The following is a 26,426-nucleotide window of genomic DNA, read 5'->3' as shown; positions in this document are numbered from 1 at the left end:
CCTTGCGTTCATCGCCAGTCCATCACTGCAAAAAGCGCCTAAAACAACACCTAAGCAACAGATTGGCATCGCAGCAATATCTTGAATCAGGATCGAATCAGGGTTGATTGACCATTGCTGAGCTATGGGTTGACCTTACCAGGCTCAGGATTCTTGAAAGCCCCCCGTTGAGAGGCGATCGCGTCGGCCCAGCGGGTAGTTTCTGGCAGTCTGTAGCGCGGGGTGCAATTCAAAACCAACTCGATCGCCGTGGGCAAACTCACTCGATGCCCCGAGGAAACATAAAGCGGCCGACAATTGTGGCGCGATCGAACAATTGCACCAATGGTTTCTTCGCAATCGATCAAAGGTTGCCAACTTCCCTTCGCCAAATCTAGCGGCTCGTGGGTTCCAATCAAGTGGGATTTTGCCACACCAATGGTTGGCAGGTTCAACAACAATCCCAAGTGGCAAGCTAACCCAAACCGGCGCGGGTGAGCATAGCCTTGACCATCACATAAAATCAGATCTGGTTTTTGCTGAAGCTGATCAAAAGCTTGCAAAATCACTGGCACTTCTCGAAAGGATAAAAATCCCGGCACATAGGGAAAAGGAGTGGGAATTCGAGCGATCGCAAATTCGAGTCGCTCCAAGCCAGGAAAGCTCAAAACCACAACGGCTGCACGGGCGATCGCGCCATTTTCTTCAAATCCCACATCAGCTCCCCCAATCAATTTTGGGGCAGAAAATTGATCCTGCAAGATCACTCGATCGCGCAGTTGATTTTGAATTTTTTTGGCGGCTTCCGTCGTTTTTGGCCAATCATCAATTAAGTTCATTTCATCAATCTCATCTGTTACATTTTTCTTTTAAAGATTTGATATCAATAACATTTTTATTAAATTTCCTGCAATGCGTATCATCTAAGACGTTGGGAATCGCAAATAGTGCATTAATTCTCCAAGCAGCTCACCAGATAAATTCAAGCGGCGTTTTAAATCAATTAAACTGCGGAAAGCACCCCGCTCTTGGCGATCGCGAATCATTCTTTCTGCTAAGGCGCGATCGACCCCCGGCAGCCGCTCCAGTTCATCAACCGTGGTGTGATTAGCATCCAAGGTTCGTTGAAAAGAAGCCGCCTCCGGATCGTAAAAATAAAACCGTAAAACCGGTGTCCAAGGCTCCAACTGCGCCACCGTTACCCCTAAAGCAGCAGCCAAATCTTCTAATCCATAAAACACCACTCCACTCGCACTCAATTGAGTCAGCAAGGTGGCTTGCCGAATCGATAACCCTGGCAATCGTAACCAATCATCAATGCTGGCGCGATTAGCATCAATTGCAATGCCCATTTCGGCCGCCACCGCCACTTCCAACGCAGAATTGAGCCGACAAAATGGATCACGCGCAATTTTGCTGCGAGCTGCTTTCAAAGCCGGGTTCGCAGGCTGAAAGGGAGCTTGAAGCCAACTGAATAGTGGATTTTGAGAAGAGAACTGAGACACAAAAGTCAACAAAAACTATGATGATTTAACTAACTGGAAACTTCTAGCTAATTGGATTTCAGTCAAGCCAAACTTGAGTGGCTACTAGATTTTGATCTAACTTAGATCAAGATCTGAATCAGTGCTCAAAAGTTGAGATCAGGTCATGGTTCGCCCAGTAACCAAGGTCAAATCTTTTAATCTTTCAAACTTAGATTGATGACAGCCAATCTAAATTTGGTCGAGTAGCAGACGGCGCTTTTGTTCAAACTCTGCCTCAGAAATTAATCCCTCTTGGCGAAGTCGATCCAATTCTCGCAGGGCATCCCCCACCGCATTTACCCGCTCCGGTTGCACAGTAACCGTGACAGTTCGTTGGGCGGCCGGTAGCTCTTTATTAAAGTTGCGGTCGAACTCTTCTTGGTCTTGGGAAAGATACCAAATTGCCTCGATCGCACTGGCAATTTGCGGAATCATTGTCCAAAAAAACAGAAAATAAGCCACGCCCCACCATCGTTGCCGCAAATAGAACTTGTGCAACCCCGATGCAAAGGGAACCACAAAACAGGTGAGGGCCAGGGCCACGGCCATCGTTCGCTTGCGTGGTCGGGTTAAGGTTCCTGCCACTTCCGTCATGGTTCTCTCCTCAGTTAACTGGCTGGCAATGGAAGTTACTCGTTAGACAACGGATTCAGCAACGAAACATAGAAAAAGCAAGGAAAAACAGGCGAACAATAGAGCGTTGACCGTTGCCAAGCTTCGGTCACTCTGGGGACTCAGCACCGGTCTGGAACTCCCTTGGCTGAGTTGGTGGCAGCGATGTTGCGCCCATTGTTCATGATAGTTGGCAAATTGGCGGGTCGAGGGGCGGCGCGCGCCAAAGCAACATCGGTTACACCCATTGAACACCCATTGAACCGCAGACCGAGCAAACCAGCCATCGATCGCCCCCTGTTCATTGCCCTAATTTCTCTGCGCAAAGTCCGATCGTTCAAGTTCGGATCTCCCGACTGGGTGGGCGTTTTGCCTCAGAGGAGAATCGGCTAAGATCAAAGACAAATGGGTGTTAACAATGACCCAGGCATAAAACATGAGCATTTTTGATTCTGAAATTGTCCAACAGGAAGCCAAGGAAATTTTTGGCACTTATCAATCCCTAGTGCAGCTTGGGGGTGACTACGGCAAGTTCGATCGCGAAGGGAAGCGACTTTACATCGAACAGATGGAAACCGTGCTCGATCGCTATCGAATTTTCATGAAGCGATTTGAATTGTCAGATGATTTCATGGCCAAAATGCAGGTGGAGCAACTGAAAACCCACCTCTCGCAATTTGGGATGACTCCTCAAATGATGTTTGATCAGATGCACGTCACCTTGGAGCGCATGAAAGCAGAATTAGAAGCATCCAAAAATTAGGTCGTTTTCCTATTAATTTTCAATGGATTGCCTGAGCCATTTCAATTCAAAGTGGCATTGGCTTCTGATGAGCCTGGCTGTTGATGTATTCGCTGGCCGGTTGAGTTTCAGGCAATGCGAGAAACTCAGCCAGCGACAGGGCCCGATCGCGGGAGACAGCAAGCACCATAACCAGCCTTACGAGGGAGACAAACTGATTCAATTCTAGCGATCGCCCGCGATCGGCTCCCTAAACTCGCAACTGCGTAACAGCGATCGCGCCACCAAAGCAAATGGCCACATCGGTTCCGGGTTTGTAGGGACGACCCCCATAGATGCCGTTGTACTGATAGCCCTCCTCTGTACGCCGGTAGATCGGTGGAACCGGGTCACGAGACAGCTCACAAAACACGATTTCGGGATCGGGAGCGCCGGGGTCAAGGTGCGGGAAATTCACATTCCAAAAACTGTCCGGTTCCCAGGGGCGATCGAGCAACAGGGGCAACACCCGCGCTGCTTGTTGAGCTGCCCAGTCCCAATCGATTTCCAAGGGCCGTCGGATCCAGTGCGACAGGGCGATCGCCCGTCGGCCTTGCAGCGTTGCTTCCCGAGCAGCCGCCACCGTACCCGAGTTATAGACATCCGTGCCCAAGTTGCCGCCCGCGTTGATTCCTGACAGCACCAGGCCCACTTCGGGAACCAGCTCACTGACGGCCAACCGCACACAGTCAGCCGGTGTGCCCGCCACGGAGAACCCGCGATCGCGCTCCTGCACCGCCAGCACCCGATGGTTAGTAATCTGGTGGCCACAGCCCGACTGTTCCGCTGCGGGCGCAACCCACCGCACTGAACCCAACTGCAATTCCGTAACGGCGCGATCGAGCGCGGCAATCCCCGGCGCATCGTACCCGTCATCATTCGTCAGCACCAAAACCTGCGCCATAAGTCCTCAGCGATCGCGAACAGGTTTCTATTGTTCCACTGACCAGCCAGCCACAGCATCCACCCACGCCCCGCGACACCATCAACAGACAAGGGGTTTAAACCCCTTGCCCCCACCACCGGACGATCATTAACGACAGTGTTGGAGGATCTAAAATGCTAAAGATGAGAGAGTGGCTGTCATGGAAAAACTAAATCAATATCGCCAAGTCATTCAAGAAATTTTGCTTGAGCACAGCCAAATTCAGCCAGCCTATGGCGAGATTGAAATGGCAGCCATATTTGACCATGAACGTGATCACTATCAAGTTATGCGGTCAGGGTGGCTTCAAAAACAACGAGTCTATGGCGTTCTAATTCATATCGATCTCAAGGGGGAAAAGATTTGGATTCAATATGATGGAACAGAAGTAGGCGTGGCCAATGAACTCCTAGAAAAAGGCATTCCCAAAACAGATATTGTATTGGCGTATCACTCACCATTTATGCGTCAATATAACGGATTTGCTGTTAATTAATTCTGGTTTTTAAGTAATTTGCCATGGAATCTCAATCATTTTGAGTGAGGTTAATTACCCGATGACAGCCTTGAATTCGGAAACAGAAAAACTGCAAGCCTATCGAGCTGTCATTAAGCAGCTTCTGACAGATTATGCAGCTTACAAACCATCCTATGGTGATATTGAAGTTCAAACCTTATTCGACAGCGAGCATGACCATTACCAGGTTTTGGCGATCGGCTGGTACAACAAACAAAGAATTTATGGTTGCTCAATGCACCTTGACCTAAAGCAAGGAAAAATCTGGATTCAGGTCAACAATACCGAACTGGATATTGCTCAAAATTTGGTTGAACGAGGTATTCCCAAAGAAGATATTGTGATTGGGTTTCATCCACCTCATTTCCGCCGTTTTTCAGGCTATGCGATCGCCTAAAAACTGCGATTTCTAACCATTTGAGTCGGTCAGAGCAGCCGCTTGGGCCGCCATCAATTCACCGATGCCTTTTTCGGCTAAATCCAGCAGTGCATTCAGTTGCGATCGGCTATAGCTGCCCGATTCCGCCGTCCCCTGCACTTCAATTAAATTACCCTCGCCGTTCATCACAACGTTGAAGTCCACATCGGCGGCCACGTCTTCCGGGTAGTTCAAATCCAGATAGGCGGCCCCCTCAATCAACCCCACGGAAACAGCAGCGACTGGCGAGGCGATCGGCAACGTTGTCAACTCCCCAGCGGCCACCAGCGATTGCAACGCATCCACCAGCGCCACATAGCAACCCGTGATCGCCGTGGTGCGTGTGCCCGCGTCGGCCTGCAACACATCCGCATCGATCGTCAGGGTACGCTCCCCCAAGCCCCGCAAATCCACCGCCGCCCGCAAACTCCGGCCAATTAGCCGTTGAATTTCCTGGGTGCGCCCGGACAGCTTGAAGGTTTCTCGCGACTGCCGATCGGGTGTGGCCCCGGGCATCATCCGATATTCTGCCGTCAGCCAGCCCTGACCCGAATCAGCCAGCCAGCGCGGCACACCGGACTGCACAGACACGGTGCAAATCACCTGCGTGTCACCACAACAGGCCAACACAGACCCAGCAGAATATTTGGTGAAATTTCGCTGAAACTGAACGGGGCGGAGCTGGTCGGGCGATCGACCGTCGGGACGTTGCCAGGACATGGTTAGGGGTGCAAACAACGGATAACGTTAACCAACCTGGGCTGCCAGTTCTTCCAATTGGGCCTGTTGATCTTGGGTGATGCAAGACTGAATCATCTCGTCAATGTCACCTTCGAGGGCCGCCGTGAGGGTGAAGTTTTGGCCCAAACGGTGATCGGTCACGCGATTGTCTTTGTAGTTATAGGTGCGAATTTTTTCCGATCGGGAACCGCTCCCCACCTGCGATCGCCGGGCAGAAGTCACCGCCTCCTGTTGTTCTCGCATCTTCATTTCGTAGAGCTTGGCCCGCAGAATTTGCATCGCCCGCTCCTTGTTCTTGAGCTGCGATCGCTCCTCCGTACAAAAAACCCGAATGCCCGTCGGTTTGTGGTACAGGTCGGCGGCGGTTTCCACCTTGTTCACGTTTTGGCCACCAGCCCCGCCCGATCGCGCCGTGGTTAGCTCAATGTCCTTCGGGTCGATGTGAACTTCCACTTCATCCACCTCCGGCATAATCGCCACCGTGGCGGTGGAAGTATGTACCCGGCCGCCCGCTTCCGTGGCCGGCACGCGCTGCACCCGGTGAACACCCGCTTCATATTTCAGCTTGCTGTAAACCCGATCGCCCTGCACTTCCAGGATCACTTCCTTAAAGCCGCCCGCCTCCGACAGCGACTCGCTCGCCAACGCCACCTTCCAACCCTGAGTGGTGGCATAGCGGGAATACATCCGCAGCAAATCGCCCGCCCAAATACAGGCTTCATCGCCACCCGTGCCGGCCCGAATTTCCAACATGATGTTTTTGTCATCATTGGGGTCGCGGGGCAACAGCAAAATTTTCAGTTGATATTCCAACTGGGCGACCCGATCGTTCAGCTCTTCAACTTCCAGTTGCGCCATTTCCCGCAACTCCGGGTCATCGCCCGACTCCTTCAGGATTTCGCGGGCCCCTTCCAGGTCGCTGACGGCCGTTTTCCATGCGTCATAGGTCGCCACCGTTTCTTCCAAGGACGATCGCGCCTTGGCCACGCGCTGAAATTCCGTCGGATCCGTGGCCACATCAGGATCCGCAAGGCGGCGGGTTAACTCATTAAAGGTTTGCTCAACGGATTGCAGCTTATCGAGCAAATATTGTTCAGCCATCGGGTCGCAGGGCGATCGTGAAATCGAATGAAGGGAGCAAAATACTACCACCATGCTATCAACGATCGTCCCCCGACCGCCGATTTAGCCAATACCGCAAAAATACGGAGCTAGGACAGATCAGAGGCTTGCCACCTCTCGATCAGACCAGATCGACTGGCCAACCCCGCCACGGAATGGCACCGCCACATGGCGAATCAAAAATGACTGCATACCCAATGGCCGCACACTCAACTTCTTGAATATATTTCAGGCATTCACTCTTCGGCCCCTCTTTGCCTGCATCCCGCCATCCCCAGGGATTTCCTCGATCCACAGGCCAGATGGAATACTGCGGCTCATGGTTAACCACCACCTTATAAATTCTTTGGTTTTCATTCGTCATTGCCATTTCTCCGAATGAAATAAAGGAACTATATAACTCGTCAGTACTATTTCAGTTATAAGTTTGCTCGTCAGTTCATGGAGCAATCAAAATATTAGCTTTATATTTTTGATAGAGATTAAAATTTCTTGTAAAAATCCTTAACCCAAGAACTAATCAATTCATCTTTTTAGTCCAGAAAAGTCAATTGGAGACTTTAAATCATAAAAACAAGATACGAAATTCTTTAAATCAGAAGAAATTGCCCATTGTCAGAATTCATAAAAACCAATCATCGAAGCTTGGTTTTAGTCAAGGGTAAGACTGCGCGATCAGAAAATCAGGACACAGAAAACCAGTGAGGGAATATTAATGGGCTGACTATTAGGAGATTAGGGGAGAGGAAATTAGTTAGGGAATATTAATGGGCTGGCCATCGCGGGTGTAAATTGCGATATCCCACTGGCCACTCCGTTCAATTTCAAAGGCGATGCGGCTGCCGTCGGCGCTCAGTTGCGGGTTGCGGGTTTCCAGTTGCAGGGCTTGGGTCAGGTTGCGGAGCTGGTTAGTGGTGCGATCGTACAGGTAAATGTCGGTGCGGCCTTGGCGACTGGCAGAAAAGGCAATCCAACGGCCATCGCTAGAAATGCTGGGGCTGGCGGCGATCGTGTCAAAGGCGTTTAGCTCTGGCAGCTCGATCGCCCGTCGTTCCTGGAGGTCATAGAGCAACACATCCTGGCTGCCCCGACGATCGGACACAAACACCAAGAAGCGCCCCGCCACGGCCGGGCTGGTTTCCGAAAAGGCGCTGTTGAGGCTGTTGGGGTTGGCTCCGGCCGCATCGAAAGGGAAACTGAGGGTGCGACCACTGGCGCAACCCACCAACCCGATCGCCCAACTGGCGATCCAAAGCTGTTGCAGGGGCGATCGCCCTCGACGGCATTGGCTCATGGCACGGGCCCCTCGCTGGTCAAGATCTCGGCACAAGATCTAGGGCAACAGCTTTTTGAGGGCCAGCAGGGATTCTGCATTCAGCGTCACTTCCACAGCTTGGCCCGCTGGGCGATCGATCAACGTGAGAATGCATTGACCACCACCGGTTTTGACCGTGGCGGTGGGATTGTTGAGGGCGATCGTTTCCAAGCGAGCTTCCGGCTGCCCCACCCGAATCACCACATCATTTTGAGATTGGGGATAGATGTAGAGATATTGCCCATTGGCTGACAGCTTTAAGGATTGGGGCGTGCTGTTGCGTTCCAAGTCGCTGCCCAGCTTTTTGTAATAGAACGTGATGCCTCGCACTTCTGGCCCTTGGATGGTGAATTCATCGTCGAAGCGCTCCGCATCCCAATCGAGGGTCTGGGGATCCGTGGCGCGATCGAGCAAGCGCTGTCGCCAGGTCACGGACTTGCCTGCCAAGCTCACCCACCATTGGCGGATCGTTTCAAAATAAGCAGCATTCTCCGGATCGTTGCTGCTGTAAAGCCAAGTTGCACTGAAAGGTTGCACGGACAAAATCCCGTTTCAAAATCCCATGAACTAATTGAACAATTAATCTTTCAATTATTTTCAATTCATTAGTTTCAGTTCATTAAATCGTTGGGGGGCGATCGCCCAGATTACCCAAATCGCCAAATCACCCGAATCGCCCAAATCGCACAACGAAGGCGAGAGCGTTACCCTAGGAAGACGTTTGGGGACAATCATGGGGGAATCATCAACCGGAGCAATCAACCGTTGATTAGCCCCATAGCCCCGGGATGGGAACCGGGTTGATCGCCCCGCCATCCCAGGCTTGTTAACCCAACTTGAACCAGCGATGAACCGGCGACCCACCGCAGGTCGGCCCCAGGAGCCAAAATTGCGGAGCCAAGATTGCGATGAATGTGCCGCTAGTTTATCACCCCGATTATGTCGCGCCGTTGCCACCCGGCCACCGGTTCCCGATGCAAAAGTTTGCAAGGCTCTATGACCGGTTACGCAGCGATGGCACGGCAACCCCAGAACAGTTTCACCAACCCGATCGGCCGCCCCAGGACTGGATTGAGCTGGTGCACGATCGCGCCTATGTGGAAGCCTATTGCCAAGGTACTTTGGATCCAAAAGCCCAGCGCCGAATCGGGTTGCCCTGGTCGCCAGCCTTGGCCAATCGCACCTGCGTGGCGGCTGGTGGCACGGTGCTGACGGCTCGGCTGGCCCTGCGCCATGGGCTGGCTTGCAATTTGGCGGGCGGCACGCACCACGCCTTCCCCGATTTTGGCTCCGGGTTTTGCATCTTTAATGATTTGGCGATCGCCACCAGGGTTTTGCAGGCCGAAGGCTTGGTCGATCGGGTTTTGATTGTGGACTTAGATGTGCATCAAGGTGATGGAACCGCCTGGATTTTTCGCAACGAACCGCAGGTCTTCACCTTTTCCATGCATTGCGAGGCAAATTTTCCCGCCCGCAAACAGGCCAGCGATTTGGATGTGGCATTGCCAGAGGGCATGGAAGATGATGACTATTTACAAACGCTCGATCGCTTCCTGCCAGATTTGCTCGCCCAAGTGCGGCCCGATCTGGTGATTTACGATGCAGGGGTGGATCCCCACGGAGGCGATCGGCTGGGCAAGCTCGCCCTCACCGATTCTGGTTTATTTCGGCGGGATATGCAGGTGCTGACCACCTGTGTAGCGACGGGCTATCCCGTGGCCTGCACGATCGGCGGCGGCTACTGCGATGATTTGGCGGCCCTGGTCGATCGCCATGCCCTCATCCACCGAGCAGCGGCTCAGGTCGCCCAGTGCTACGGCCTCTGAGCTGCTACGGTTTCTGGGCCACTGATGCTCAGCAAGGGCGATCGCGCAAGATATCATCCACCGGCCAGGCAAAACCAGATCCAACAAAAACTAGATCCAACAAAACCAGGCCAGAACCCGACAGAACGGCCGCCGGGCGATCGCCCCTTTCAAGACCCAAAAAATCCCAGCAACGACAGAACAGCCATCGGGCGATCACGCCGCAGGCGACAATAGAAATCGGGCTGGCAGAGCAGACCGACGCGCACAATTGCTTCACAACTCCCTATGATGCTGTCCAAAGGCTTTGAAATTGAAATCTATACCGGAACCCACGATGGGCAAATTGTGGGCCTGTCCGATCGAATTACCGCCAACCTCGATGGCTTTGTGCGCGAACCCGACAGCCGCAACGTGGAATACACCACCGCTCCCCTGTGCAGCTATGAGCGGTTGCTGTGCGATTTGCTCGTTCCTCGGTTGCGCCTGCGCCAATACCTGAAAACCCTGGGCCCCTACACCCTAGTGCCCGGCGGCACATTAGCCCTCGGCGGGAGCGATCGCTTCTACCGATCTGACCCGGCCAACCCTTACCACGCCTACATTGAACGCACCTACGGAACCAAAGTCGTCACCGCCAGCGTTCACATCAACATTGGCATTGCCGATCCAGAACTGTTGATGCGGGCCTGTCGGCTGGTGCGGGTGGAAGCGCCGCTTTACCTGGCCCTGAGTGCTTCCTCTCCTTTCTTGGATGGCGAACCAACCGGATTCCATTCCACCCGCTGGCATCTGTTTCCCCAAACGCCCGATCGAGTGCCCCTGTTTGAAAGCCACGCGCACTTCATTCGCTGGACGGAGGAGCAATTAGAACTGGGAACCATGCAAAATGTCCGCCACCTCTGGAGTTCCGTGCGGCCCAACGGCGATTGCCGACCCTATAACCTGAATCGATTGGAAATGCGGATTTGTGACCCGGTGATTGACCCATTGGCCCTGCTGGCGATCACGGCCCTACTGGAGGCTCGGCTGTGCCAACTGATGGACGATCCCAGCTTAGATCCACTCACTGCGAGCCTGTTGCCGGCCGCCACCCGCAATGACGATTTATTGTCGTTGACTCTGGCCAACGAAATGGCCGTCGCTCGCCACAGCTTGGATGCGTCCCTACGCCATTGGCAGGATGGCCGCACCATCAAGGCCAGGGATTGGATCGCCCAACTCTATGCAGAATTACGCCCGATCGCCAAAGAGCGCGGGTTTAGCTGCTTCCTGTCACCCTTGCAGCGCATTTTGCGGGAAGGCAATGCCGCCCAGCAGTGGCTCCAACAGGTGGAAACGGGCCACAGTTGCCAAGCGGTGGTAGCCCAGGCGATTCAAGAGGCCCAGCAGTGGGAACGGGAATTGGCAGACCAAACCTGTCAAGGTTCATTGGTGGCCTAGGTCGCGGGTGAGGCCAGCCTGGTTAATCGCGCCCATGGATTGCGCTTCAGCCGATCGCGCCGATTCGATCCGCATGATTCAGATCAACTTAGATCAAGTCCAATTGAGTCAAATTGGGATGATTAATCAGGACAATCAGCGGTTCGATCGCCAATCTTGCCAGCGCAACTTCAACGACACATAGAGCGGCCACTGGTAATGTTCCAGCACCAACCAGGCGGCCAAAATGAAATGCCCGATCGCCGCTGAAATTAACCACCCTTGGCCAAATCCCACCGATCGGGAGCTGGGCAAAGGGGGAAAGAGGTATTGCGACAAACCAATCAACCCCACCGGCCCGATCGCCAAAATCACAGCCAGCAGCCAAATGGTCGGTGTGAGCGCTTCATTGCTGTAGCGCACCGGTTGCCACGATCGCCCCAACCAACGCCACTGCAAGGGCTGGGTGCTGTCCTCCACCCGCAAAATCCGAGATTGCACATCCAGCGTGAACAGATGCCGACAAAAATCGCAGGCCCAGGCATCCTCCATCATCGGCATCGGCTGAATTTGTCCGTGGCGACAAATGGGACAGGGGTGCTGATCGCGATCATCCAAGGGAGCCAACACCGACCACCCCAACTCCCGAGGCTTGGGCGCTTTGCTGAATCTGGGGGGGCGATCGCCCGATCGCTGAAAATCAAACGCACTCATGGTGCCCCTGGCTCTCAAAACCGTTCTCGCTCAGTCTAGCCAGTTGCCCCCGCGAATTTCCCATCCCTTAAGAAAATTCACGCCTCTTGGGCTAATCAACGGCTTCCCCCGCCTCCGGATCAATACCCAACTCCCGCAGCCGCGCCGCCAAGCGATCGGCTCGTTGCTGGGCCTCGTCAGCTCGCTGGGCCTCGGTTGCGGCCCGTTGGCGTTCGGCGGCGGCCCGATCGCGCTCCACCTCCGCTTCACTGCGATAGCGTTGGCCCCGCGCGTCGTACCAGGTGAGAACTTCCCGATCGAATGGGTCATCCACCAGCCGATCGCGCCCAATTCCCAAGCCAATTTCCGGCATCCAGCAAGGTTCACCACTTTGCCGTTGATAGGCTCCATCAATGAGTTTGTAAACCTCAAAGGGGTCGTGACCATCCCGCTGCCAAAACTCGGGGTTATAAATCACGTAATACAACACGCCCAACCCGGCGTAGATCGCCATTTTGCTGTCGTATTCTCCACCCGGTGTGTGGGATACCATCTCCAGGGTCAAAATGGGCGGGATGTTGTTTTCCTTCCAGGTGATATAGCTACGGCGCGATTTCCCGTCTCTACGGCGCTCGACCCCAATGCTCAAAAAGGCATCGGGAATCGCCGGCACTCGCGGATTAGAACCCGTGGTGTGATAGATACCCATGTCCCCCGAGAAAAACCAATCTTCCCGCTGTCGCCAGATGTATTCCAGCAAGAACAACAGCAGGACAATATTGAAATGGTGATCTTCATCATCCAGGGGCGTATCGTCGGAGTCGGGCAACTCGTCAACGGGGGGCAGGGAATCTAGTAGTTCTGCCGATAATTCCACAGACAAGGGCAGCATGGCGCGGCGCTCCTGGTATTGCGGCCTAATGGTTCTATCTTGGCAAATGGTTGCCTGAAATTCGTCACTCCCATGGGAGGGATTATCATGACCCCCGATCGCCCTGAAAATTTATCCGCTTCGTCTGAAAATTCTGAAGATCTGGTGTCGCTGGTGCTGTTGGTGGATGAGTCGATCGCCCCATCGGTGGATCTCACAACGCCTGATCCTGAACCCGGTCGTAAAGGAGTGATTTCGGACTTTATGGGGAATCTGAGCTATTTTCCCGACGAACAGCAGGAAACCCAAAATCGTCAAATACGTGACCAGATCGACCAGACGATCAATCGGGTGAGCGCCAAGATGGTGGACGTGTCGGCGCGCCAGTTGGCCCAACAGATCAAATTGTTTGAAACCCTGGTGCAACGGGCGATCGCCCAGGCGGATTTGCAAACCCTGGCGATCGAGAAGGTGCAGCTTCAGTTGGGGATCTCGGCAGAGGGGTCGATCGGCATCCAAGCGGTGGGGGCTAAGGGCGGTGTGACGGGGACGATCGCGATCGAATTGAAGTTGAAGGGCTAAACCGGCTATGGTGACGTGAAAGCAATGAGCCAACCTGGAATAGATGAGCGCTGAGGGGCGGAACTGGGCGATCGCGATCGGGGTGAACCAGTACGATCGGTTGCCGTCGTTGAAATATGCCGAACGCGATGCCCAGGAAATGGCGGCGTTTTGGCGGTCGATCGGCTTTGAATTTGTGCAGTTGTTTGACTCGCAGCAGGGCGATCGGCTGCGGCAACCGACCCGGGCCAATGTGATTGAACTGTTGGGCCAAATTGCCGCCAACCGCAGTCTGAAGGCGGGCGACAATTTTTGGTTTTTCTTCAGCGGCCACGGAATGCTGGACGCGGAAGGGCGCGATTATCTGATGCCTATGGAAGCCTCGCCGAGGAGCGTGGCCGAAACGGGCATCCGCGTGTCCTACGTGGTGGAGCAGTTGCGGCAATGTGGCGCGGACAATGTGGTGCTGTTGTTGGATGCCTGTCGGGATGAGGGGCGATCGACGGGGGCCAAGGGGGTGGCGGGCGTTGGCGAGGACACGGCGAACCAGGGGCGGATCAAGGGCGTGGTCAGCATTGCCTCTTGCAGTCGCTATGAGTCGTCCTATGAGTTAGAAGAATTGCAGCACGGAGCGTTTACCCACGCGCTGTTGGAGGCGTTTCGCAGTCAGCGGGGCTATGCGACGGTGGCGAGTTTGGATCGCTATTTGGAACACCGCGTACCGCAGTTGGTGGGGCCGAACCGTCGCCAAACGCCGCACACGGTGGTGGAGCCGATCCGCAAGTCGCACCTGATTTTGTTTCCGCGCCAATCGGAGCCGGGAGACTGGGCAGTGCTGGAGGCTGATGCCCTGCAAGCGGAATTTGTCGAGGGCAACTTGCAACTGGCGGATCAACTGTGGCGACGGATCAACATTGCGTCTCAGGGCAAGCTCACGAGCAAATTTATTGATGCGATCACCCGAATCAAAGAGAAACAGAAAGGAGTTGCGCCGTCGCCGGTTGTTGTGCCTGCTAGTCCGAAGCGGGTTGAGCCAGTCGTTGAACCCGTGGAGCCGGTGAGAACGGAGCCAGCAAAACCCCAGGCGATCGTGGAGGAGTTGGGCGGCGGGGTGACGCTGGAACTGCTGCCGATTCCGGCGGGGCGATTTCTGATGGGAGCACCCGAGTCGGAGTATGGTTCTGGTCCAAGCGAGCAGCCGCAGCATTGGGTGGATGTGCCAGCGTTCTACATGGGGCGCTTTCCGGTGACGCAGGCTCAGTGGCGGGCTGTGGCGGCCTGGCCCAAGGTTTGCCGGGATCTTGACCCTGACCCAGCCAGCTTCAAGGGCGATGAGCGTCCGGTGGAGCAGGTGAACTGGTTTGAAGCGATGGAGTTCTGTGCGCGGCTCTGGCAGCGGACGGGGCGACGCTACCGACTGCCCAGCGAAGCCGAGTGGGAATATGCTTGCCGCGCGGGCACAACGACGCGGTTTCATTTCGGTGATAACCTGAGCCACGATTTAGCGCGCTATGGCCAAGCCTCCGATGTTGGAACCACGCCGGTCGGTCGTTTCCCGGCCAATAATTTTGGCTTGCAGGAGATGCACGGGAATGTGTGGGAATGGTGTCTGGATGATTGGCATGGGAACTATCAAAATGCGCCGGTCGATGGTCGTCCATGGTTTAACAATTCAAAGGATAAATATATATTCATAAGGGAATTTCGAGAAGGCGGACAAATAGACAATAGGACTTTCCAGAATTTGACTGATGTTGACAATAGCCAACACAAGCTCCGACGCGGCGGCTCTTGGAACGACGGTCCGATTGTTGGCCGTTCTGCGGATCGCAGCACGAGGAGGGCTGACAATTTGGGCGACACCATCAACAGCTACGTTGGGTTTCGGGTTGCGGTTTTGTCCTAGCCAGGACTCTTTTCCCTTCTACGCTTTTTCCCTCTTTTCCCTTCTGCTTTCCCCCGCGCTCTGCGCGATCGATTTTTTTCACGGGTCGGGTGCATGGGAGAACGTTTGGCGTGAAACGATTATTTTCCCCACCTCTCCCATGCACCACAATTGACCGCAACAAACCGATGATCTTCGATCGGTTGTGTCGCCAAAATCCACAGTGCATGGGAGCACAAATCAACCGTTTCGCAATCCTTTGACCGTCCTCCCACAGCACCCTACCCAACGAGATCGCTACAGACGAGATCGCGCCAAAATCCGCACCCGTTGCTCACCCTGGCCGGTAGGGACAGCCGGACTCCACAAAATTGGCTCCCCCACGCCACACAGGTGCAACGTTTTGATCAATTGCTCAATCCACTCGCCCTGACCAACCAGGATGATCCGATTACAGCGATCGTCCAGGCGGTTTAACCGTTCCAAGACCGGGCTATCGTCACTTGCTTGAGAGTTCATAGGACGCTAGATGTTCGTGATTATGAACATCTCCCATCATACTGCACCTGCTCATAACTATGAACATTTACCCGATCGCCCCCCTTTGAGACCATTGGGGGCATGGCGCGAGCAGGAAAAGCACTCAAACAAACCTTGCAAGACTACGGCATCAGCCAAAACCGGCTCGCCGTCACCATGGGCATTGCCCGATCGACCGTGCATTATTGGTTCAACGAAACCCAAGATCCCCAAGCCGACGCAATTCCCGCCATCGTGGCCGCCCTAGAGGCGATCGAACCCGCCGCCGCCCGGGCCTTTTTGGAAGCCTACCTGGGGCGATCGCTCACGGATTGGATCACCCCAGACCCGCCATAACCCAATCAATCCAACTCGATCGCCTCCGGATCAATACCCAACTCCCGCAACCGCTCCGCCAGGCGATCGGCTCGTTGCTGGGCCTCGTCAGCCCGTTGCTGGGCCTCGTCAGCTCGCTGGGCCTCGGTTGCGGCCCGTTGGCGTTCGGCGGCTGCCCGATCGCGCTCTACCTCGGCCTCGCTGCGATAGCGTTGGCCCCGCGCGTCGTACCAGGTCAGGACTTCTCGATCGAACGGGTCATCCACCAACCGATCGCGCCCAATCCCTAAGCCAATTTCCGGCATCCAGCAGGGTTCACCCACCTGAAGCTGATAGGTTCCCTCCACCAGCTTGTAAACCTCTAAGGGCAAGTGACCATCCCGCCGCCAAAATTCGGGATTGTAGATCACGTAATACAACACCCCCAGTCGGGCGTAAATTGCCATTTTTTCGTCATACTCTTCACCCGGTGTGTAGGAAACCACCTCCAGGGCCAAAATCGGTGGAATGTTGTTTTCCGTCCAGGTGATGTAGCTGCGGCGCGGTTTACCATTCTTGCGGCGATCGACCCCAATGCTCAAAAAGCCATCGGGAATCACCGGCACTTTCGGATGAAGCCCCGTGGCGTGGTAAACCCCCATATCAACCGCAAAAAACCAGTCTTCCCGATGCTTCCAAATGTATTCCAGCAGGAACAAGAGGACGTTGGGAATAAAATTCTGGTCTTCGTTATCCACGGGAATATCGCAAGAATCGGGGAGTTCGTCAGCGTTGGGCAATGATTCTAGGAAGGATGGCAGCATGGGGCGACGCTCCTGGCATTGCGGCCTAACAGTCTCCATTTTGGCAAAGGATTTTGGCCAAGGTTGATCCCGGTTTCGATCGCGCCTCGGTTCGGTGGATGGGAAGCCACAGGATAGAATGAAGCCGACAAGATTCTTAACGCGCGATCGGGCGCTGAGTCTGTCCCCCGCAAATTCCTTGAGATCCGGGGGGCAAGGGGCTTAAGCCCCTTGTCTGGACTCCTCAATCTCAAGCGCCAGTCATTGGGCTGGTTCATTCATCCAACTCGGCTGAACGGCCCTCCCGATCGCCCCCTCAGCCACTCGCAGCCGCAACAAGAGACAAGCAACCAAGCAATGGGAAAAGTCGTTGGCATCGATCTCGGTACGACCAACTCCGTCGTGGCCGTCATGGAAGGCGGGAAACCCGTCGTCATTGCCAATGCCGAAGGGATGAGAACCACCCCGTCCGTCGTTGGGTTCAACAAAGATGGCGAAAAGGTGGTGGGGCAACTGGCTCGCCGCCAAACGGTGTTGAATCCGCAAAACACTTTTTATGGGCTGAAGCGGTTTATTGGCCGCAAATACGATGAGCTATCGCCTTCTTCAAAGCGCGTGCCCTACACGATTCGGCGCAATGAGGAGGGGAATGTGCGGGTGGTGTGCCCCAAGTTGCAGCGCGACTTTCCGGCGGAAGAACTGTCGGCGATGATTTTGCGGAAGCTGGCGGACGAAGCCGAGCGCTATTTGGGCCAGCCCGTGACCGGCGCGGTGATTACGGTTCCGGCCTATTTCAACGATTCCCAGCGGCAGGCCACGCGCGATGCGGGACGGATTGCCGGGCTGGAGGTGAAGCGGATTATTAATGAACCGACGGCGGCGGCCTTGGCCTATGGTCTCGATCGCGCCAGTAGCCAAACGGTGTTGGTGTTTGACCTGGGGGGCGGCACGTTTGATGTGTCCCTGCTGGAAGTGGGCGATGGGGTCTTTGAGGTGAAGGCCACCAGCGGCGACACGCAGTTGGGCGGGAATGATTTCGATCGCAAAATTGTCGATTGGCTGGCGGAACAGTTCCTGGAAACCGAGGGGCTGGACTTGCGGCGCGATCGCCAATCCCTGCAACGGCTGACGGAAGCGGCGGAAAAGGCCAAAATTGAGCTGTCCGGCGTGGGCGCGACGGAAATTAACTTGCCCTTCATCACCGCCACGGAGGACGGGCCGAAGCATTTGGAAACCCGCCTGACCCGATCGCAGTTTGAGGGCCTTTGCACGGACTTGATCGAACGGATTCGCGCACCCCTGAAGCGAGCTTTTGTGGATGCGGGGTTGCGGCCGTCACAAATCGATGAAGTGGTGTTGGTGGGCGGCTCCACACGAATTCCCTTTGTGCAAGACGTGGTGCGATCGCTCGTGGGCAAGGAACCGAGCCAAAACGTCAACCCTGATGAGGTGGTGGCCGTAGGCGCGGCGATCCAGGCGGGCATCCTGGGCGGCGAGGTGAAAGATATTTTGCTGCTGGACGTGACACCCCTGTCCTTGGGGCTGGAAACTTCCGGCGGCGTGATGAAAAAGCTGATTCCGCGCAACACGACAATTCCCGTGCGGCGATCGGACATGTTTTCCACCAGCGAAAACAACCAAACCCAGGTGGAAATCCATATCCTGCAAGGGGAGCGGGAAATGGCCGCCAACAACAAATCCCTCGGGAAATTTATCCTCAAGGGCTTGCCACCCGCGCCGCGTGGTGTGCCCCAAGTGCGGGTGGCCTTTGACATCGATGCGAACGGCATTTTGCAGGTGACGGCGCTGGATATGACCACGGGCCGCGAGCAAAGCGTGATTATTCAGGATGCTTCGACCCTGAACGAAGCCGAGGTGCGCCAGGCGATCGAGGAGGCCCAGCAGTTTGCCGACCAGGATCGATCGCAGCGCGATCGGGTGGACAAGCGCAACCGGGCCGAAGCGCTCACCTTCCAGGCCGAGCGGCAACTGCGGGAAGCGACCCTCGACTTTGGGATGCAGTTTGTGGAGGTGCATCGGCGGGCGATCGAGAAAACCGTCAAGGCCCTGCGCGAGGCGATCGCCGCCAGTGACGACATCGAGATCGATCGCACCCAGGCCGACTTGCAAGACGCGATCTACAACCTGAATCGGGACGTGCGCGATCGCTATGCCGAAGAAGATGACGACAACTTCTTTGGGTCGATTCGGCGCACCTTCCAGGACGGACGCGACGCGGTGTTGGGTGGCGGCGATCGCTACGATCGTGACTACAACTACGGTCGGAATGATTACGGACGCAACGACTATGGCCGCAACGATTACGGCCGAGGCGGCGACTTGGGCCGAGGCGGCGACCTAGGCCGAGGCGATCGCGGGTGGAATGAACCCAACGGCCAGGGCGATCGCCGCCGGGAACCCAGCCGCCCGGCATCGCGCGATCCCTACGATTTGGGCTATGGCGGCGGCTATGGGAATCCAGCCGATCGCCCCAGCCGGCCCGCCCCCCGAGATGGGTCAGGGCGATCGGGCGATCGACGGGAAGCCCGCAACAACAACCTTGGCGGCAGCAACCAACCGCGCGATCGGCGATCGACCTACAACGACAATTGGGACGATGAGGACGACTGGTTCTAATGCAAAGGTTGATCGCGAGACTGATGGCCCCGCGATCGACCTCCAGAAAACCGCGCTTTGTGGGTTGTCTCAGCGGGAATTAGCGGGAATCAGCAGGAATCAGCGGTGAACGGATCTCACGGCGCTGGGGGATTCGGCTGGGTCGGATTGCTGGCGGCAGATTCAGCCACCTGACAGGTTTGATTAATGGTTTGGATCAGGTTGCGCTCATTGTTGGCGGACTGTTCCAGCGATTGCACCGCAATTTCAGCCAGGTTGCGATCCTTTTGCTGAATGGCGTTCAAAAATTCACGGGTGCTGCGGCTGGTGTCGGTGTAAATATCCGCCAAGCGCGATCGATGGTCTTTTAATTGCGTGTCACTGAGCGGCAACTTGCCCAAATCCTGGGCAGCTCGATCAAACGATTCAGCAGCACGGCGCATGGCCTCCGGTTTGCCTGTGGCGGCTTCCCGGGCCGTTTCGTTGGCCAAGTTGGCAATGGTCACCAATTGTTTGCATTGGGCCACTTTGCTTTGGGCGCAACCGGTCAAAACGCAGACAAGGGCGATCGCAGCGGGCAATTTAAGGGCAGGGTTTGACAAAACCATAAACAGCTCAGACCAGGTTTCCCGGCTTGCGAATCGAAGAAACAGTTTCCCAAACAAAACTTTCAAGGCTGATGCCCGAGGCAGTTCCAAGAATGAGTTCAGCCTGTAGGGTGGGCACTGCCCACCTACGACGCATCACCCAATGAATCCGGTCACTACTGGGGAGAGGGGAGTTGTGACTTTGGGGCTGGATACTACTTGGGCTAGAGGGTGGTGGGCGATGCCCACCCTACTAGCTACTGGGCGAATCCTAAAAACAAACTTTAAAAACATTACTGCCAAAAGCTGTTGCCACATCTCCAAGGGGAAAACTCACCCCGCGATCGCCCGGAGGAGCAACCTTCAGCACCTGTGTGATCATTCCTACGATCGAACGGCAATATCGTTCATGACTCGGCGTTCATCATCCAACGAAGCCACCCCGCCCGCAATCTTGCCGTAGTGAATTCGGCCCGCCTCTAGCACCGTTTTGCGCAGGGTTTTATCACCGGAGTTCGCCTCAAAAAGCGCCAACAGGGAGCCATAACCCAGGCCGGTTCCTTTGGCATCCTCCTGCACTCGCATCGAGGCTAAAACCTGTTGTTGCAAGCCCATGTCGCCAGGGTTCGCCGCCAATTTTTTCAACAAATCTGCCAAGGATTTACGCAACATCAACATATTGAGGAGATCCGCTTCAGCCTTTTGGCGCACTTCAATTGCCTTGCGTCGATCGCGATCGAGTCCATCAAGCCACTGCAACAGAAAAATCAGCGCCAGGATCAGGATCAACAACACCTCAAAAGACATAACGGGCAACCCTCGGCAACAACAGGACTCGGAGAGATTTCAAAAACAGCAGGCGTTTTGGGCCGTTGCACCATTGGGCAACACCAGATGGCGTAACACAACTGGCTCGATGCTGCCACCAATTTGCCACAAACCACTCGCCAGCGGCCGATCGATTCTGGCTTCCTTGACGAGTGGGCGCAACTCCCGATCGGGGATCGCTGCTAAGGGTGAGCTGATCGATCGATCCCGTCGCCTGGTTTTCTGCCAACCCTCCCCGCTTTGATTGAATTCTTAACAAACAGCGCCAAATTTCCCGATCGCCCGACTGTTTTGGGGTGCGATCGCCCTCGGATCCGCCTTTGGGAAAGCCCAAACTGATGAGGGAGTCGAGCAAGTTTTGAGTTAAGGGCCGGGCTGGTCTAGGAAGTTATGTTTTGGTTTTGTTTTTATTTTTATATAAATTAGACCCTAAATTTGATTAATTTGGCTTAAAAACGCATTTATTTAATTTTGATAGGCTTTAAAATCCTTTTTTGAGTTTAGGGTCAGCTCTTAGGCTGCTGGCGCGGCCGGACAAAATTAGCCTTGCTTTCCTTTCGGGAAAAATCTGCTGATAATGCCATCGGTGGGGCAACCAACCGCGATCGCTCCAGGGCTGCCCACCCCCAACTCAGTTTTTTGGCTGCATTCCCGATTTTCGTTACCGCTGAGCTTCATTCGCGATTAATCCCATTCCCGATCGGCCCCTCTGCTCAGGCTTCAATGCTCCGGTTTTGATTTTTGCCATCTCGCTCATTTCGATCGCGCTCGGTCTGCCGGTTCAGGACTCGGGCAGCTCACCGAGATTGGCGAAGACTAAGCGAGATTGACCCCGCCTGACTGAGCTTGATCGAGGTTGACCGAGATTGATTGAGCTTGACCGAGACTAAATTCCCGTTGCATTCCTGCTCTAGTCCTGTTCCAACCAGATTTCCCCAGAGGACTCCCCCCGTGAAACTCGCTGTCTATGGCAAAGGTGGCATCGGCAAATCCACCACCAGTTGCAACATCTCCGTAGCCCTCGCCCGTCGTGGCAAAAAAGTGCTGCAAATTGGCTGCGATCCGAAACACGACAGCACCTTCACGCTCACGGGCTACCTGATCCCCACGATCATCGACACCCTGCAAGCCAAGAGCTATCACTACGAAGACGTTTGGCCCGATGACGTGATCCACAAGGGCTATGGCGGCGTGCATTGCGTGGAAGCGGGCGGGCCGCCGGCCGGCGCGGGCTGCGGGGGCTACGTGGTGGGCGAAACGGTGAAGCTGCTGCGGGAACTGAACGCCTTTGATGAGTACGACGTGATTTTGTTTGACGTGCTGGGCGATGTGGTTTGCGGCGGCTTTGCGGCTCCTTTGAACTATGCGGACTACTGCGTGATCGTCACGGACAACGGCTTTGATGCGCTGTTTGCGGCCAATCGGATTGCGGCTTCGGTGCGCGAAAAGGCGCGGACGCACAAGCTGCGGCTGGCGGGCTTGATTGGCAACCGGACTTCCAAGCGGGATCTGATTGATAAATATGTCAGCGCCGTGCCGATGCCGGTGCTGGAAATTTTGCCGCTAATTGAAGATATTCGCGTGTCGCGGGTGAAGGGCAAAACGCTGTTTGAGATGGCGGAGTCTGACCCGTCGTTGCTGCCGGTTTGTGACTATTACTTGAACATTGCCGATCAACTGTTGGCGATGCCGGAGGGCGTGGTTCCCGATGGATCGCCCGATCGGGAGTTGTTCTCGATGCTGTCGGACTTCTATCTGAATCCGCAAGAACCGAAGACAACGGAACCCGAACCCGAATTGATGATGGTGTAAGGGCGGAACCCCAGTCCAGACAAGGGGCTGAAGCCCCTTGCCCCCCAACGACAGGCAATCGGTTGGGCGATTGACAAAACCAAGGCAAAACGTAGGGGCGCACAGCGGTGCGCCCTCCGCCCAAGGCCCCACAATTCCCCTGCAACCGCTGCGCCCGGATAGGGATTAATCAGGTAGGCTCGATCGAGGTTTGATATCTCCAAAGTCCACCGATCTTCCGCCCTATGAACGTTGAACAGTTGCGCCGATCGCTCCGTCAAAAGTGGCTGGACTATTACCGCGATAACCGTTCCTGGTTGGCCCGCATGGCGATTTGGACGGAAAGCGAGCTGGGCCACCGCCGCCCCCTGTCGAGTTTTTTGTTGGCGACGGCGACGGTGCTGGAACCACGAGTGACGGAGTTGATGCCGCTGTTGGTGGATCTCAGCAGCGATCCCGATCGGGTGATCGAAGCGCTGGGGCTGGACTTTGACCCCGATCGGGAATTGGAGCTAGCCGCCAAGGCCGCCGCCCGCGAACGCCGCAACCGTCCCGCCATCCTGTTACCCGCCAGCGATCCTGCGCCGATCGAGTTTGCCCAACCCCCGATCGAACAGCTTGAGGAAACCGACTGCAATGGCCGCACCCGCGATGCTGAGCTGATTCCCATTTGGGAGCGATCGACCTTTTAAGTTCAGCGAAATTCCGCGAAATTCAGGGTTCGATCGCGGTCAGGGTAGCGGGTTGCAGTCAAACTTCTGGATCAGGACGTACGGCCATACGCCCCTCCGATTCATCCCCCAAAACTCAACCGTTTTACCTGTGAGGAACAGCCGATGACCGCCACGATCGAACCCAACACCCCCGCCCTCCAATTCGACTGCGAAACGGGCAATTATCACACCTTTTGCCCGATCAGTTGCGTCGCTTGGCTCTATCAAAAAATCGAAGATAGTTTCTTCTTAGTGATTGGCACGAAAACTTGTGGCTATTTCTTGCAAAATGCCATGGGTGTGATGATTTTTGCCGAACCGCGCTATGCCATGGCGGAACTCGAAGAAGGGGATATTTCCGCTCAGTTGAATGACTATGCAGAACTGAAGCGACTCTGTGAAGATATCAAGCGCGATCGCAACCCGTCGGTGATTGTTTGGATTGGCACTTGCACCACCGAAATCATCAAGATGGATCTGGAAGGAATCGCCCCCAAACTGGAAGCAGAAATCGGCATCCCGATCGTGGTGGCCCGCGCCAATGGGCTGGATTATGCCTTTACCCAAGGGGAAGATACGGTGCTGGCGGCCATGGTGCAGCGCTGTCCCGATGCCACCCAACAAACGCCCGCCGCTGCAGACGATCGCAACGCCATTCAAAAGTTGCTGAACTTTGGCAAAAAGAAAGAAGAAATCCAGGAAGACGAAGCGGGCTATGTAAACCATCAACCGCTGGTGTTGTTTGGCTCAGTGCCTGACCCGATCGTCACGCAATTGACCCTCGAACTGAAGCGCCAAGGGATTAAATTAGCCGGCTGGTTGCCCGCCAAACGCTACACAGAATTGCCCGCTTTGGCCGAAGGCTACTATGCATCCGGGGTGAATCCATTCCTCTCGCGCACGGCCACGGCCTTCATGCGGCGGCGCAAGTGCAAATTGATTGGTGCACCCTTTCCGATCGGGCCCGATGGCACTCGCGCTTGGATCGAAAAAATCTGTGCTGTGTTGGGCATTGAACCCCAAGGACTGGCCGAGCGGGAAGCACAAATTTGGCAGAGCGTGGAAGACTACGTGCAACTAATTCGCGGCAAGTCGATTTTCTTCATGGGTGACAATTTGCTCGAAGTTTCCATGGCGCGGTTCCTGATTCGTTGTGGAGCAACCGTGCCGGAAATTGGCATTCCCTACATGGACAAGCGCTACCAAGGAGCCGAGCTGGATTTGTTAACCAAAACCTGTCAGGAAATGGGGGTGGAATTGCCCCGAATTGTTGAAAAGCCGGACAACTACAATCAAATTCAGCGCATCTATGATTTGCAGCCGGATTTGGTGATTACCGGCATGGCCCACGCCAATCCCTTGGAAGCACGCGGCATTAATACCAAGTGGTCGGTGGAGTTTACCTTTGCCCAAATTCACGGCTTCGGCAGCACTCGCGACATTTTGGAATTGGTGACGCGCCCCTTGCGTCGTAACGGCGCACTGAAGGAGTTGGGTTGGGACAAATTAGTCCGGGAAACCACCTCCGTGTAAATCCAAATAGCTCCTCACTTCATTTGCAACAGTTCGCTGCACGATCGCCCTTGGCCAGAGGCTCCCGGGTTAGGATCTTGATCCGACTCGATCCGAGCGATCGACCCGCGCCCGCAGGAGGACAACCCCCATGAGTGACCAAATGAAATGGGTCAGCGCCGTTTCCAAGCAACCATCCCTAGAAGCGGCCATTGATGAGGTCAGCCAGCGTGTTTTGGCCACCTTGGGGCAACCGCCAGATTTGTTGCTGGTCTTCATTTCATCGGCCTTTAGCAGCGAATATGCGCGGCTGATGCCCCTGCTGCGCGATCGCCTGCCTGCTCGGGCCATGGCGGGCTGTGGGGGCAGCGGCGTTGTGGGCAACCTGGATCCGCAACAGGTGGAAGAGGTGGAAGATGATCCGGCCCTCTGCGTGATGGCCGCTCGGTTACCCAACGTCACCATCCAAACCTTTCACATCGATCGCGAGGCCCTGCCCGATTTGGATGGGCCGCCCCAACCCTGGATTGAGGCGATCGGGGCCGATCCCGCCACGAACCCTAACTTTTTGGTCTTTGCGGATCCGGGGTTGGTGCAAATGAACGACCTGCTGCAAGGGCTGGACTATGCCTATCCCGGCTCCGTGACCGTGGGCGGCTTAGCCAGCGGGGACTCCTTTCGGGAAACCAAGCAACTCTTTGCGGACTATCAGGCCTATCGATCGGGCGCGGTGGGGGTGGCCCTCAGCGGCGATGTGGTGATTGAGCCGATTGTGGCCCAAGGTTGCCGCCCGATCGGTCAGCCCCTGTGGGTCACGGAATGCGAGCGCAACATCGTGATGCAAGTGTCGATTCAGATGGACAAAGACACGATCGCCGACAAGCCCCAAGCTCCCCTCAAGGCCCTGCGGCAACTAATTGAAGAACTCAGCGACAAGGATCGCGAACTGGCGCAATATTCCCTTTTTGTGGGTTTGGCCCGCGATGCCTTTCGCCAAACCCTGGAACCCGGCGATTTCCTGATTCGCAACCTGTTGGGGGTGGATCCCAGCGGCGGCGCGATCGCGATCGGCGATCGAATCCGCCGGGGCCAACGGATTCAGTTTCATTTGCGAGACGCGGACACCTCCGCCGAAGACCTACGCGCCCTGTTGGAACGGTATTTGCGCGATCGCCCATCGGAACAGCCCGACCCGATCGGGGCCTTGATGTTTGCCTGCGTGGGCCGTGGCCAAGGGCTTTATAACAAAGCCAATTTTGATTCCTGCCTGTTGCAAAAATATTTGGGTCTGATGCCCGTGGCGGGCTTTTTCTGCAACGGTGAAATTGGCCCCGTGGGTGGCACAACCTTCATTCACGGCTACACCTCCGTTTTTGCCCTGTTTCGCCCCAAGGCCTAACCATTCAACTTCGGGCAACTCAACTTAGCCTGTAGGGTGGGCAGTGCCCACCGAATCATTGCTCCATGGCATCGGCGATATGGCGTGCCAATTATTTTCGGTAAAGGCTGTAGTGCAACTCAGCTCAGGTTTTTCGCTTCAGTTCTTTCGTTCAAGTGAGCTAAAGTTAG

General features: G+C 55.3%; 29 protein-coding genes and 1 pseudogene. 13 read left to right on the top strand and 17 right to left on the bottom strand.

What is annotated here, in order from left to right:
* Window positions 1-122: 122 nt before the first annotated feature.
* The 3 genes from nfi to ACZA91_RS11385 form a co-directional block, all read right to left on the bottom strand.
* Window positions 123-818 carry a deoxyribonuclease V gene (gene nfi, locus ACZA91_RS11395; RefSeq protein WP_463182378.1) on the bottom strand — a complete coding sequence of 232 codons (696 nt, stop codon included), beginning with the start codon at window positions 816-818 and terminating at the stop codon, window positions 123-125.
* An 84-nt stretch (window positions 819-902) separates the two neighbouring features.
* The gene (locus ACZA91_RS11390) at window positions 903-1,412 is read right to left on the bottom strand and encodes a ComEA family DNA-binding protein (RefSeq protein WP_463182377.1); all 510 of its coding nucleotides are present in this window, start codon (window positions 1,410-1,412) and stop codon (window positions 903-905) included.
* A gap of 282 nt (window positions 1,413-1,694) precedes the next feature.
* Window positions 1,695-2,099, bottom strand: a complete 405-nt coding sequence (locus tag ACZA91_RS11385) for an NINE protein (protein ID WP_099533653.1) — start codon at window positions 2,097-2,099, stop codon at window positions 1,695-1,697.
* A gap of 454 nt (window positions 2,100-2,553) precedes the next feature.
* On the opposite strand from ACZA91_RS11385, the gene ACZA91_RS11380 reads away from it, so the two are divergent.
* Window positions 2,554-2,880 carry a DUF1825 family protein gene (locus ACZA91_RS11380; protein ID WP_190354588.1) on the top strand — a complete coding sequence of 109 codons (327 nt, stop codon included), beginning with the start codon at window positions 2,554-2,556 and terminating at the stop codon, window positions 2,878-2,880.
* A 52-nt stretch (window positions 2,881-2,932) separates the two neighbouring features.
* On the opposite strand, the pseudogene ACZA91_RS11375 reads toward ACZA91_RS11380, so the two are convergent.
* A pseudogene (locus tag ACZA91_RS11375) lies at window positions 2,933-3,049 on the bottom strand (Uma2 family endonuclease); the annotation flags it as partial.
* Window positions 3,050-3,109: 60 nt separating this feature from the next.
* Window positions 3,110-3,802, bottom strand: a complete 693-nt coding sequence (surE, locus tag ACZA91_RS11370) for a 5'/3'-nucleotidase SurE (protein WP_463182376.1) — start codon at window positions 3,800-3,802, stop codon at window positions 3,110-3,112.
* A 181-nt stretch (window positions 3,803-3,983) separates the two neighbouring features.
* On the opposite strand from surE, the gene ACZA91_RS11365 reads away from it, so the two are divergent.
* Both ACZA91_RS11365 and ACZA91_RS11360 read left to right on the top strand, forming a co-directional pair.
* Window positions 3,984-4,319: a XisI protein gene (locus tag ACZA91_RS11365; RefSeq protein WP_099533659.1), complete on the top strand. Its 336-nt coding sequence runs from the start codon at window positions 3,984-3,986 to the stop codon at window positions 4,317-4,319.
* A gap of 61 nt (window positions 4,320-4,380) precedes the next feature.
* Window positions 4,381-4,737, top strand: a complete 357-nt coding sequence (locus ACZA91_RS11360; protein WP_099533661.1) for a XisI protein — start codon at window positions 4,381-4,383, stop codon at window positions 4,735-4,737.
* A gap of 12 nt (window positions 4,738-4,749) precedes the next feature.
* On the opposite strand, the gene rph is transcribed toward ACZA91_RS11360, so the two are convergent.
* From rph to ACZA91_RS11335, 5 genes are all read right to left on the bottom strand, one after another.
* Window positions 4,750-5,478 (bottom strand): ribonuclease PH, encoded by a 729-nt coding sequence (gene rph / locus ACZA91_RS11355; RefSeq protein ID WP_463182375.1) that lies wholly within the window; start codon window positions 5,476-5,478, stop codon window positions 4,750-4,752.
* Window positions 5,479-5,505: 27 nt separating this feature from the next.
* A complete protein-coding gene (prfA, locus tag ACZA91_RS11350; protein WP_099533664.1) occupies window positions 5,506-6,600 on the bottom strand; it encodes a peptide chain release factor 1 in 1,095 nt (364 codons plus the stop codon).
* A 142-nt stretch (window positions 6,601-6,742) separates the two neighbouring features.
* A complete protein-coding gene (locus tag ACZA91_RS11345) occupies window positions 6,743-6,991 on the bottom strand; it encodes an MbtH family protein (RefSeq protein WP_190354594.1) in 249 nt (82 codons plus the stop codon).
* Between the two features lie 384 nt (window positions 6,992-7,375).
* The gene (locus ACZA91_RS11340) at window positions 7,376-7,915 is read right to left on the bottom strand and encodes a TolB family protein (RefSeq protein ID WP_099533666.1); all 540 of its coding nucleotides are present in this window, start codon (window positions 7,913-7,915) and stop codon (window positions 7,376-7,378) included.
* 39 nt (window positions 7,916-7,954) lie between these two features.
* The gene (locus ACZA91_RS11335; RefSeq protein WP_463182374.1) at window positions 7,955-8,473 is read right to left on the bottom strand and encodes a hypothetical protein; all 519 of its coding nucleotides are present in this window, start codon (window positions 8,471-8,473) and stop codon (window positions 7,955-7,957) included.
* A 371-nt stretch (window positions 8,474-8,844) separates the two neighbouring features.
* On the opposite strand from ACZA91_RS11335, the gene ACZA91_RS11330 reads away from it, so the two are divergent.
* Both ACZA91_RS11330 and gshA read left to right on the top strand, forming a co-directional pair.
* On the top strand, window positions 8,845-9,762 hold the full coding sequence (locus tag ACZA91_RS11330; RefSeq protein ID WP_463182373.1) for a histone deacetylase family protein: 918 nt from the start codon (window positions 8,845-8,847) through the stop codon (window positions 9,760-9,762).
* A gap of 267 nt (window positions 9,763-10,029) precedes the next feature.
* Window positions 10,030-11,184, top strand: a complete 1,155-nt coding sequence (gshA, locus tag ACZA91_RS11325; RefSeq protein ID WP_463182372.1) for a glutamate--cysteine ligase — start codon at window positions 10,030-10,032, stop codon at window positions 11,182-11,184.
* A 135-nt stretch (window positions 11,185-11,319) separates the two neighbouring features.
* Here the strand turns inward: gshA and ACZA91_RS11320 are convergent, their stop codons facing one another.
* Both ACZA91_RS11320 and ACZA91_RS11315 read right to left on the bottom strand, forming a co-directional pair.
* Window positions 11,320-11,877, bottom strand: coding sequence for a hypothetical protein (locus ACZA91_RS11320; protein ID WP_463182371.1), 558 nt, complete (start codon window positions 11,875-11,877; stop codon window positions 11,320-11,322).
* A gap of 91 nt (window positions 11,878-11,968) precedes the next feature.
* Window positions 11,969-12,748: a Uma2 family endonuclease gene (locus tag ACZA91_RS11315; RefSeq protein ID WP_463182370.1), complete on the bottom strand. Its 780-nt coding sequence runs from the start codon at window positions 12,746-12,748 to the stop codon at window positions 11,969-11,971.
* 87 nt (window positions 12,749-12,835) lie between these two features.
* Between ACZA91_RS11315 and ACZA91_RS11310 the strand changes: the two genes are divergently transcribed.
* Both ACZA91_RS11310 and ACZA91_RS11305 read left to right on the top strand, forming a co-directional pair.
* Window positions 12,836-13,309, top strand: a complete 474-nt coding sequence (locus ACZA91_RS11310; RefSeq protein WP_463182369.1) for a Pepco domain-containing protein — start codon at window positions 12,836-12,838, stop codon at window positions 13,307-13,309.
* 43 nt (window positions 13,310-13,352) lie between these two features.
* On the top strand, window positions 13,353-15,194 hold the full coding sequence (locus ACZA91_RS11305) for an SUMF1/EgtB/PvdO family nonheme iron enzyme (RefSeq protein ID WP_463182368.1): 1,842 nt from the start codon (window positions 13,353-13,355) through the stop codon (window positions 15,192-15,194).
* A 276-nt stretch (window positions 15,195-15,470) separates the two neighbouring features.
* Here the strand turns inward: ACZA91_RS11305 and ACZA91_RS11300 are convergent, their stop codons facing one another.
* Window positions 15,471-15,692: a hypothetical protein gene (locus tag ACZA91_RS11300; RefSeq protein WP_463182367.1), complete on the bottom strand. Its 222-nt coding sequence runs from the start codon at window positions 15,690-15,692 to the stop codon at window positions 15,471-15,473.
* A 102-nt stretch (window positions 15,693-15,794) separates the two neighbouring features.
* Between ACZA91_RS11300 and ACZA91_RS11295 the strand changes: the two genes are divergently transcribed.
* Window positions 15,795-16,049 (top strand): helix-turn-helix domain-containing protein, encoded by a 255-nt coding sequence (locus tag ACZA91_RS11295; RefSeq protein WP_099533679.1) that lies wholly within the window; start codon window positions 15,795-15,797, stop codon window positions 16,047-16,049.
* A 5-nt stretch (window positions 16,050-16,054) separates the two neighbouring features.
* Here the strand turns inward: ACZA91_RS11295 and ACZA91_RS11290 are convergent, their stop codons facing one another.
* The gene (locus ACZA91_RS11290; RefSeq protein ID WP_463182366.1) at window positions 16,055-16,831 is read right to left on the bottom strand and encodes a Uma2 family endonuclease; all 777 of its coding nucleotides are present in this window, start codon (window positions 16,829-16,831) and stop codon (window positions 16,055-16,057) included.
* Between the two features lie 336 nt (window positions 16,832-17,167).
* Between ACZA91_RS11290 and dnaK the strand changes: the two genes are divergently transcribed.
* Window positions 17,168-19,447, top strand: a complete 2,280-nt coding sequence (dnaK, locus tag ACZA91_RS11285; RefSeq protein ID WP_463186427.1) for a molecular chaperone DnaK — start codon at window positions 17,168-17,170, stop codon at window positions 19,445-19,447.
* A gap of 116 nt (window positions 19,448-19,563) precedes the next feature.
* On the opposite strand, the gene ACZA91_RS11280 is transcribed toward dnaK, so the two are convergent.
* The 3 genes from ACZA91_RS11280 to ACZA91_RS11270 form a co-directional block, all read right to left on the bottom strand.
* Window positions 19,564-20,034, bottom strand: coding sequence for a hypothetical protein (locus ACZA91_RS11280; RefSeq protein WP_099533683.1), 471 nt, complete (start codon window positions 20,032-20,034; stop codon window positions 19,564-19,566).
* A gap of 363 nt (window positions 20,035-20,397) precedes the next feature.
* Window positions 20,398-20,829 (bottom strand): hypothetical protein, encoded by a 432-nt coding sequence (locus ACZA91_RS11275; RefSeq protein WP_158234457.1) that lies wholly within the window; start codon window positions 20,827-20,829, stop codon window positions 20,398-20,400.
* Window positions 20,810-21,196 carry a hypothetical protein gene (locus tag ACZA91_RS11270; protein WP_190532238.1) on the bottom strand — a complete coding sequence of 129 codons (387 nt, stop codon included), beginning with the start codon at window positions 21,194-21,196 and terminating at the stop codon, window positions 20,810-20,812. Before ACZA91_RS11270 ends, ACZA91_RS11275 begins: the two co-directional genes overlap by 20 nt.
* Window positions 21,197-21,792: 596 nt before the next feature.
* On the opposite strand from ACZA91_RS11270, the gene bchL reads away from it, so the two are divergent.
* The 4 genes from bchL to ACZA91_RS11250 all read left to right on the top strand — a co-directional run bounded on the left by bchL (window position 21,793) and on the right by ACZA91_RS11250 (window position 26,256).
* A complete protein-coding gene (bchL, locus tag ACZA91_RS11265; protein ID WP_099533688.1) occupies window positions 21,793-22,653 on the top strand; it encodes a ferredoxin:protochlorophyllide reductase (ATP-dependent) iron-sulfur ATP-binding protein in 861 nt (286 codons plus the stop codon).
* A 224-nt stretch (window positions 22,654-22,877) separates the two neighbouring features.
* Complete coding sequence (locus tag ACZA91_RS11260; RefSeq protein WP_190354603.1) at window positions 22,878-23,324, top strand: DUF5331 domain-containing protein; 447 nt, start codon at window positions 22,878-22,880, stop codon at window positions 23,322-23,324.
* 144 nt (window positions 23,325-23,468) lie between these two features.
* Window positions 23,469-24,878 (top strand): ferredoxin:protochlorophyllide reductase (ATP-dependent) subunit N, encoded by a 1,410-nt coding sequence (locus ACZA91_RS11255; RefSeq protein WP_099533691.1) that lies wholly within the window; start codon window positions 23,469-23,471, stop codon window positions 24,876-24,878.
* 130 nt (window positions 24,879-25,008) lie between these two features.
* Window positions 25,009-26,256 (top strand): FIST signal transduction protein, encoded by a 1,248-nt coding sequence (locus ACZA91_RS11250; RefSeq protein WP_242026303.1) that lies wholly within the window; start codon window positions 25,009-25,011, stop codon window positions 26,254-26,256.
* The last annotated feature ends 170 nt before the right edge of the window (window positions 26,257-26,426 follow it).

The sequence above is a fragment of the Limnothrix sp. CMB-01 genome (assembly GCF_055193175.1).
The sequence above is the reverse complement of the archived record's forward strand: the minus strand, read 5'-3'. Positions and strand labels throughout refer to the sequence as shown.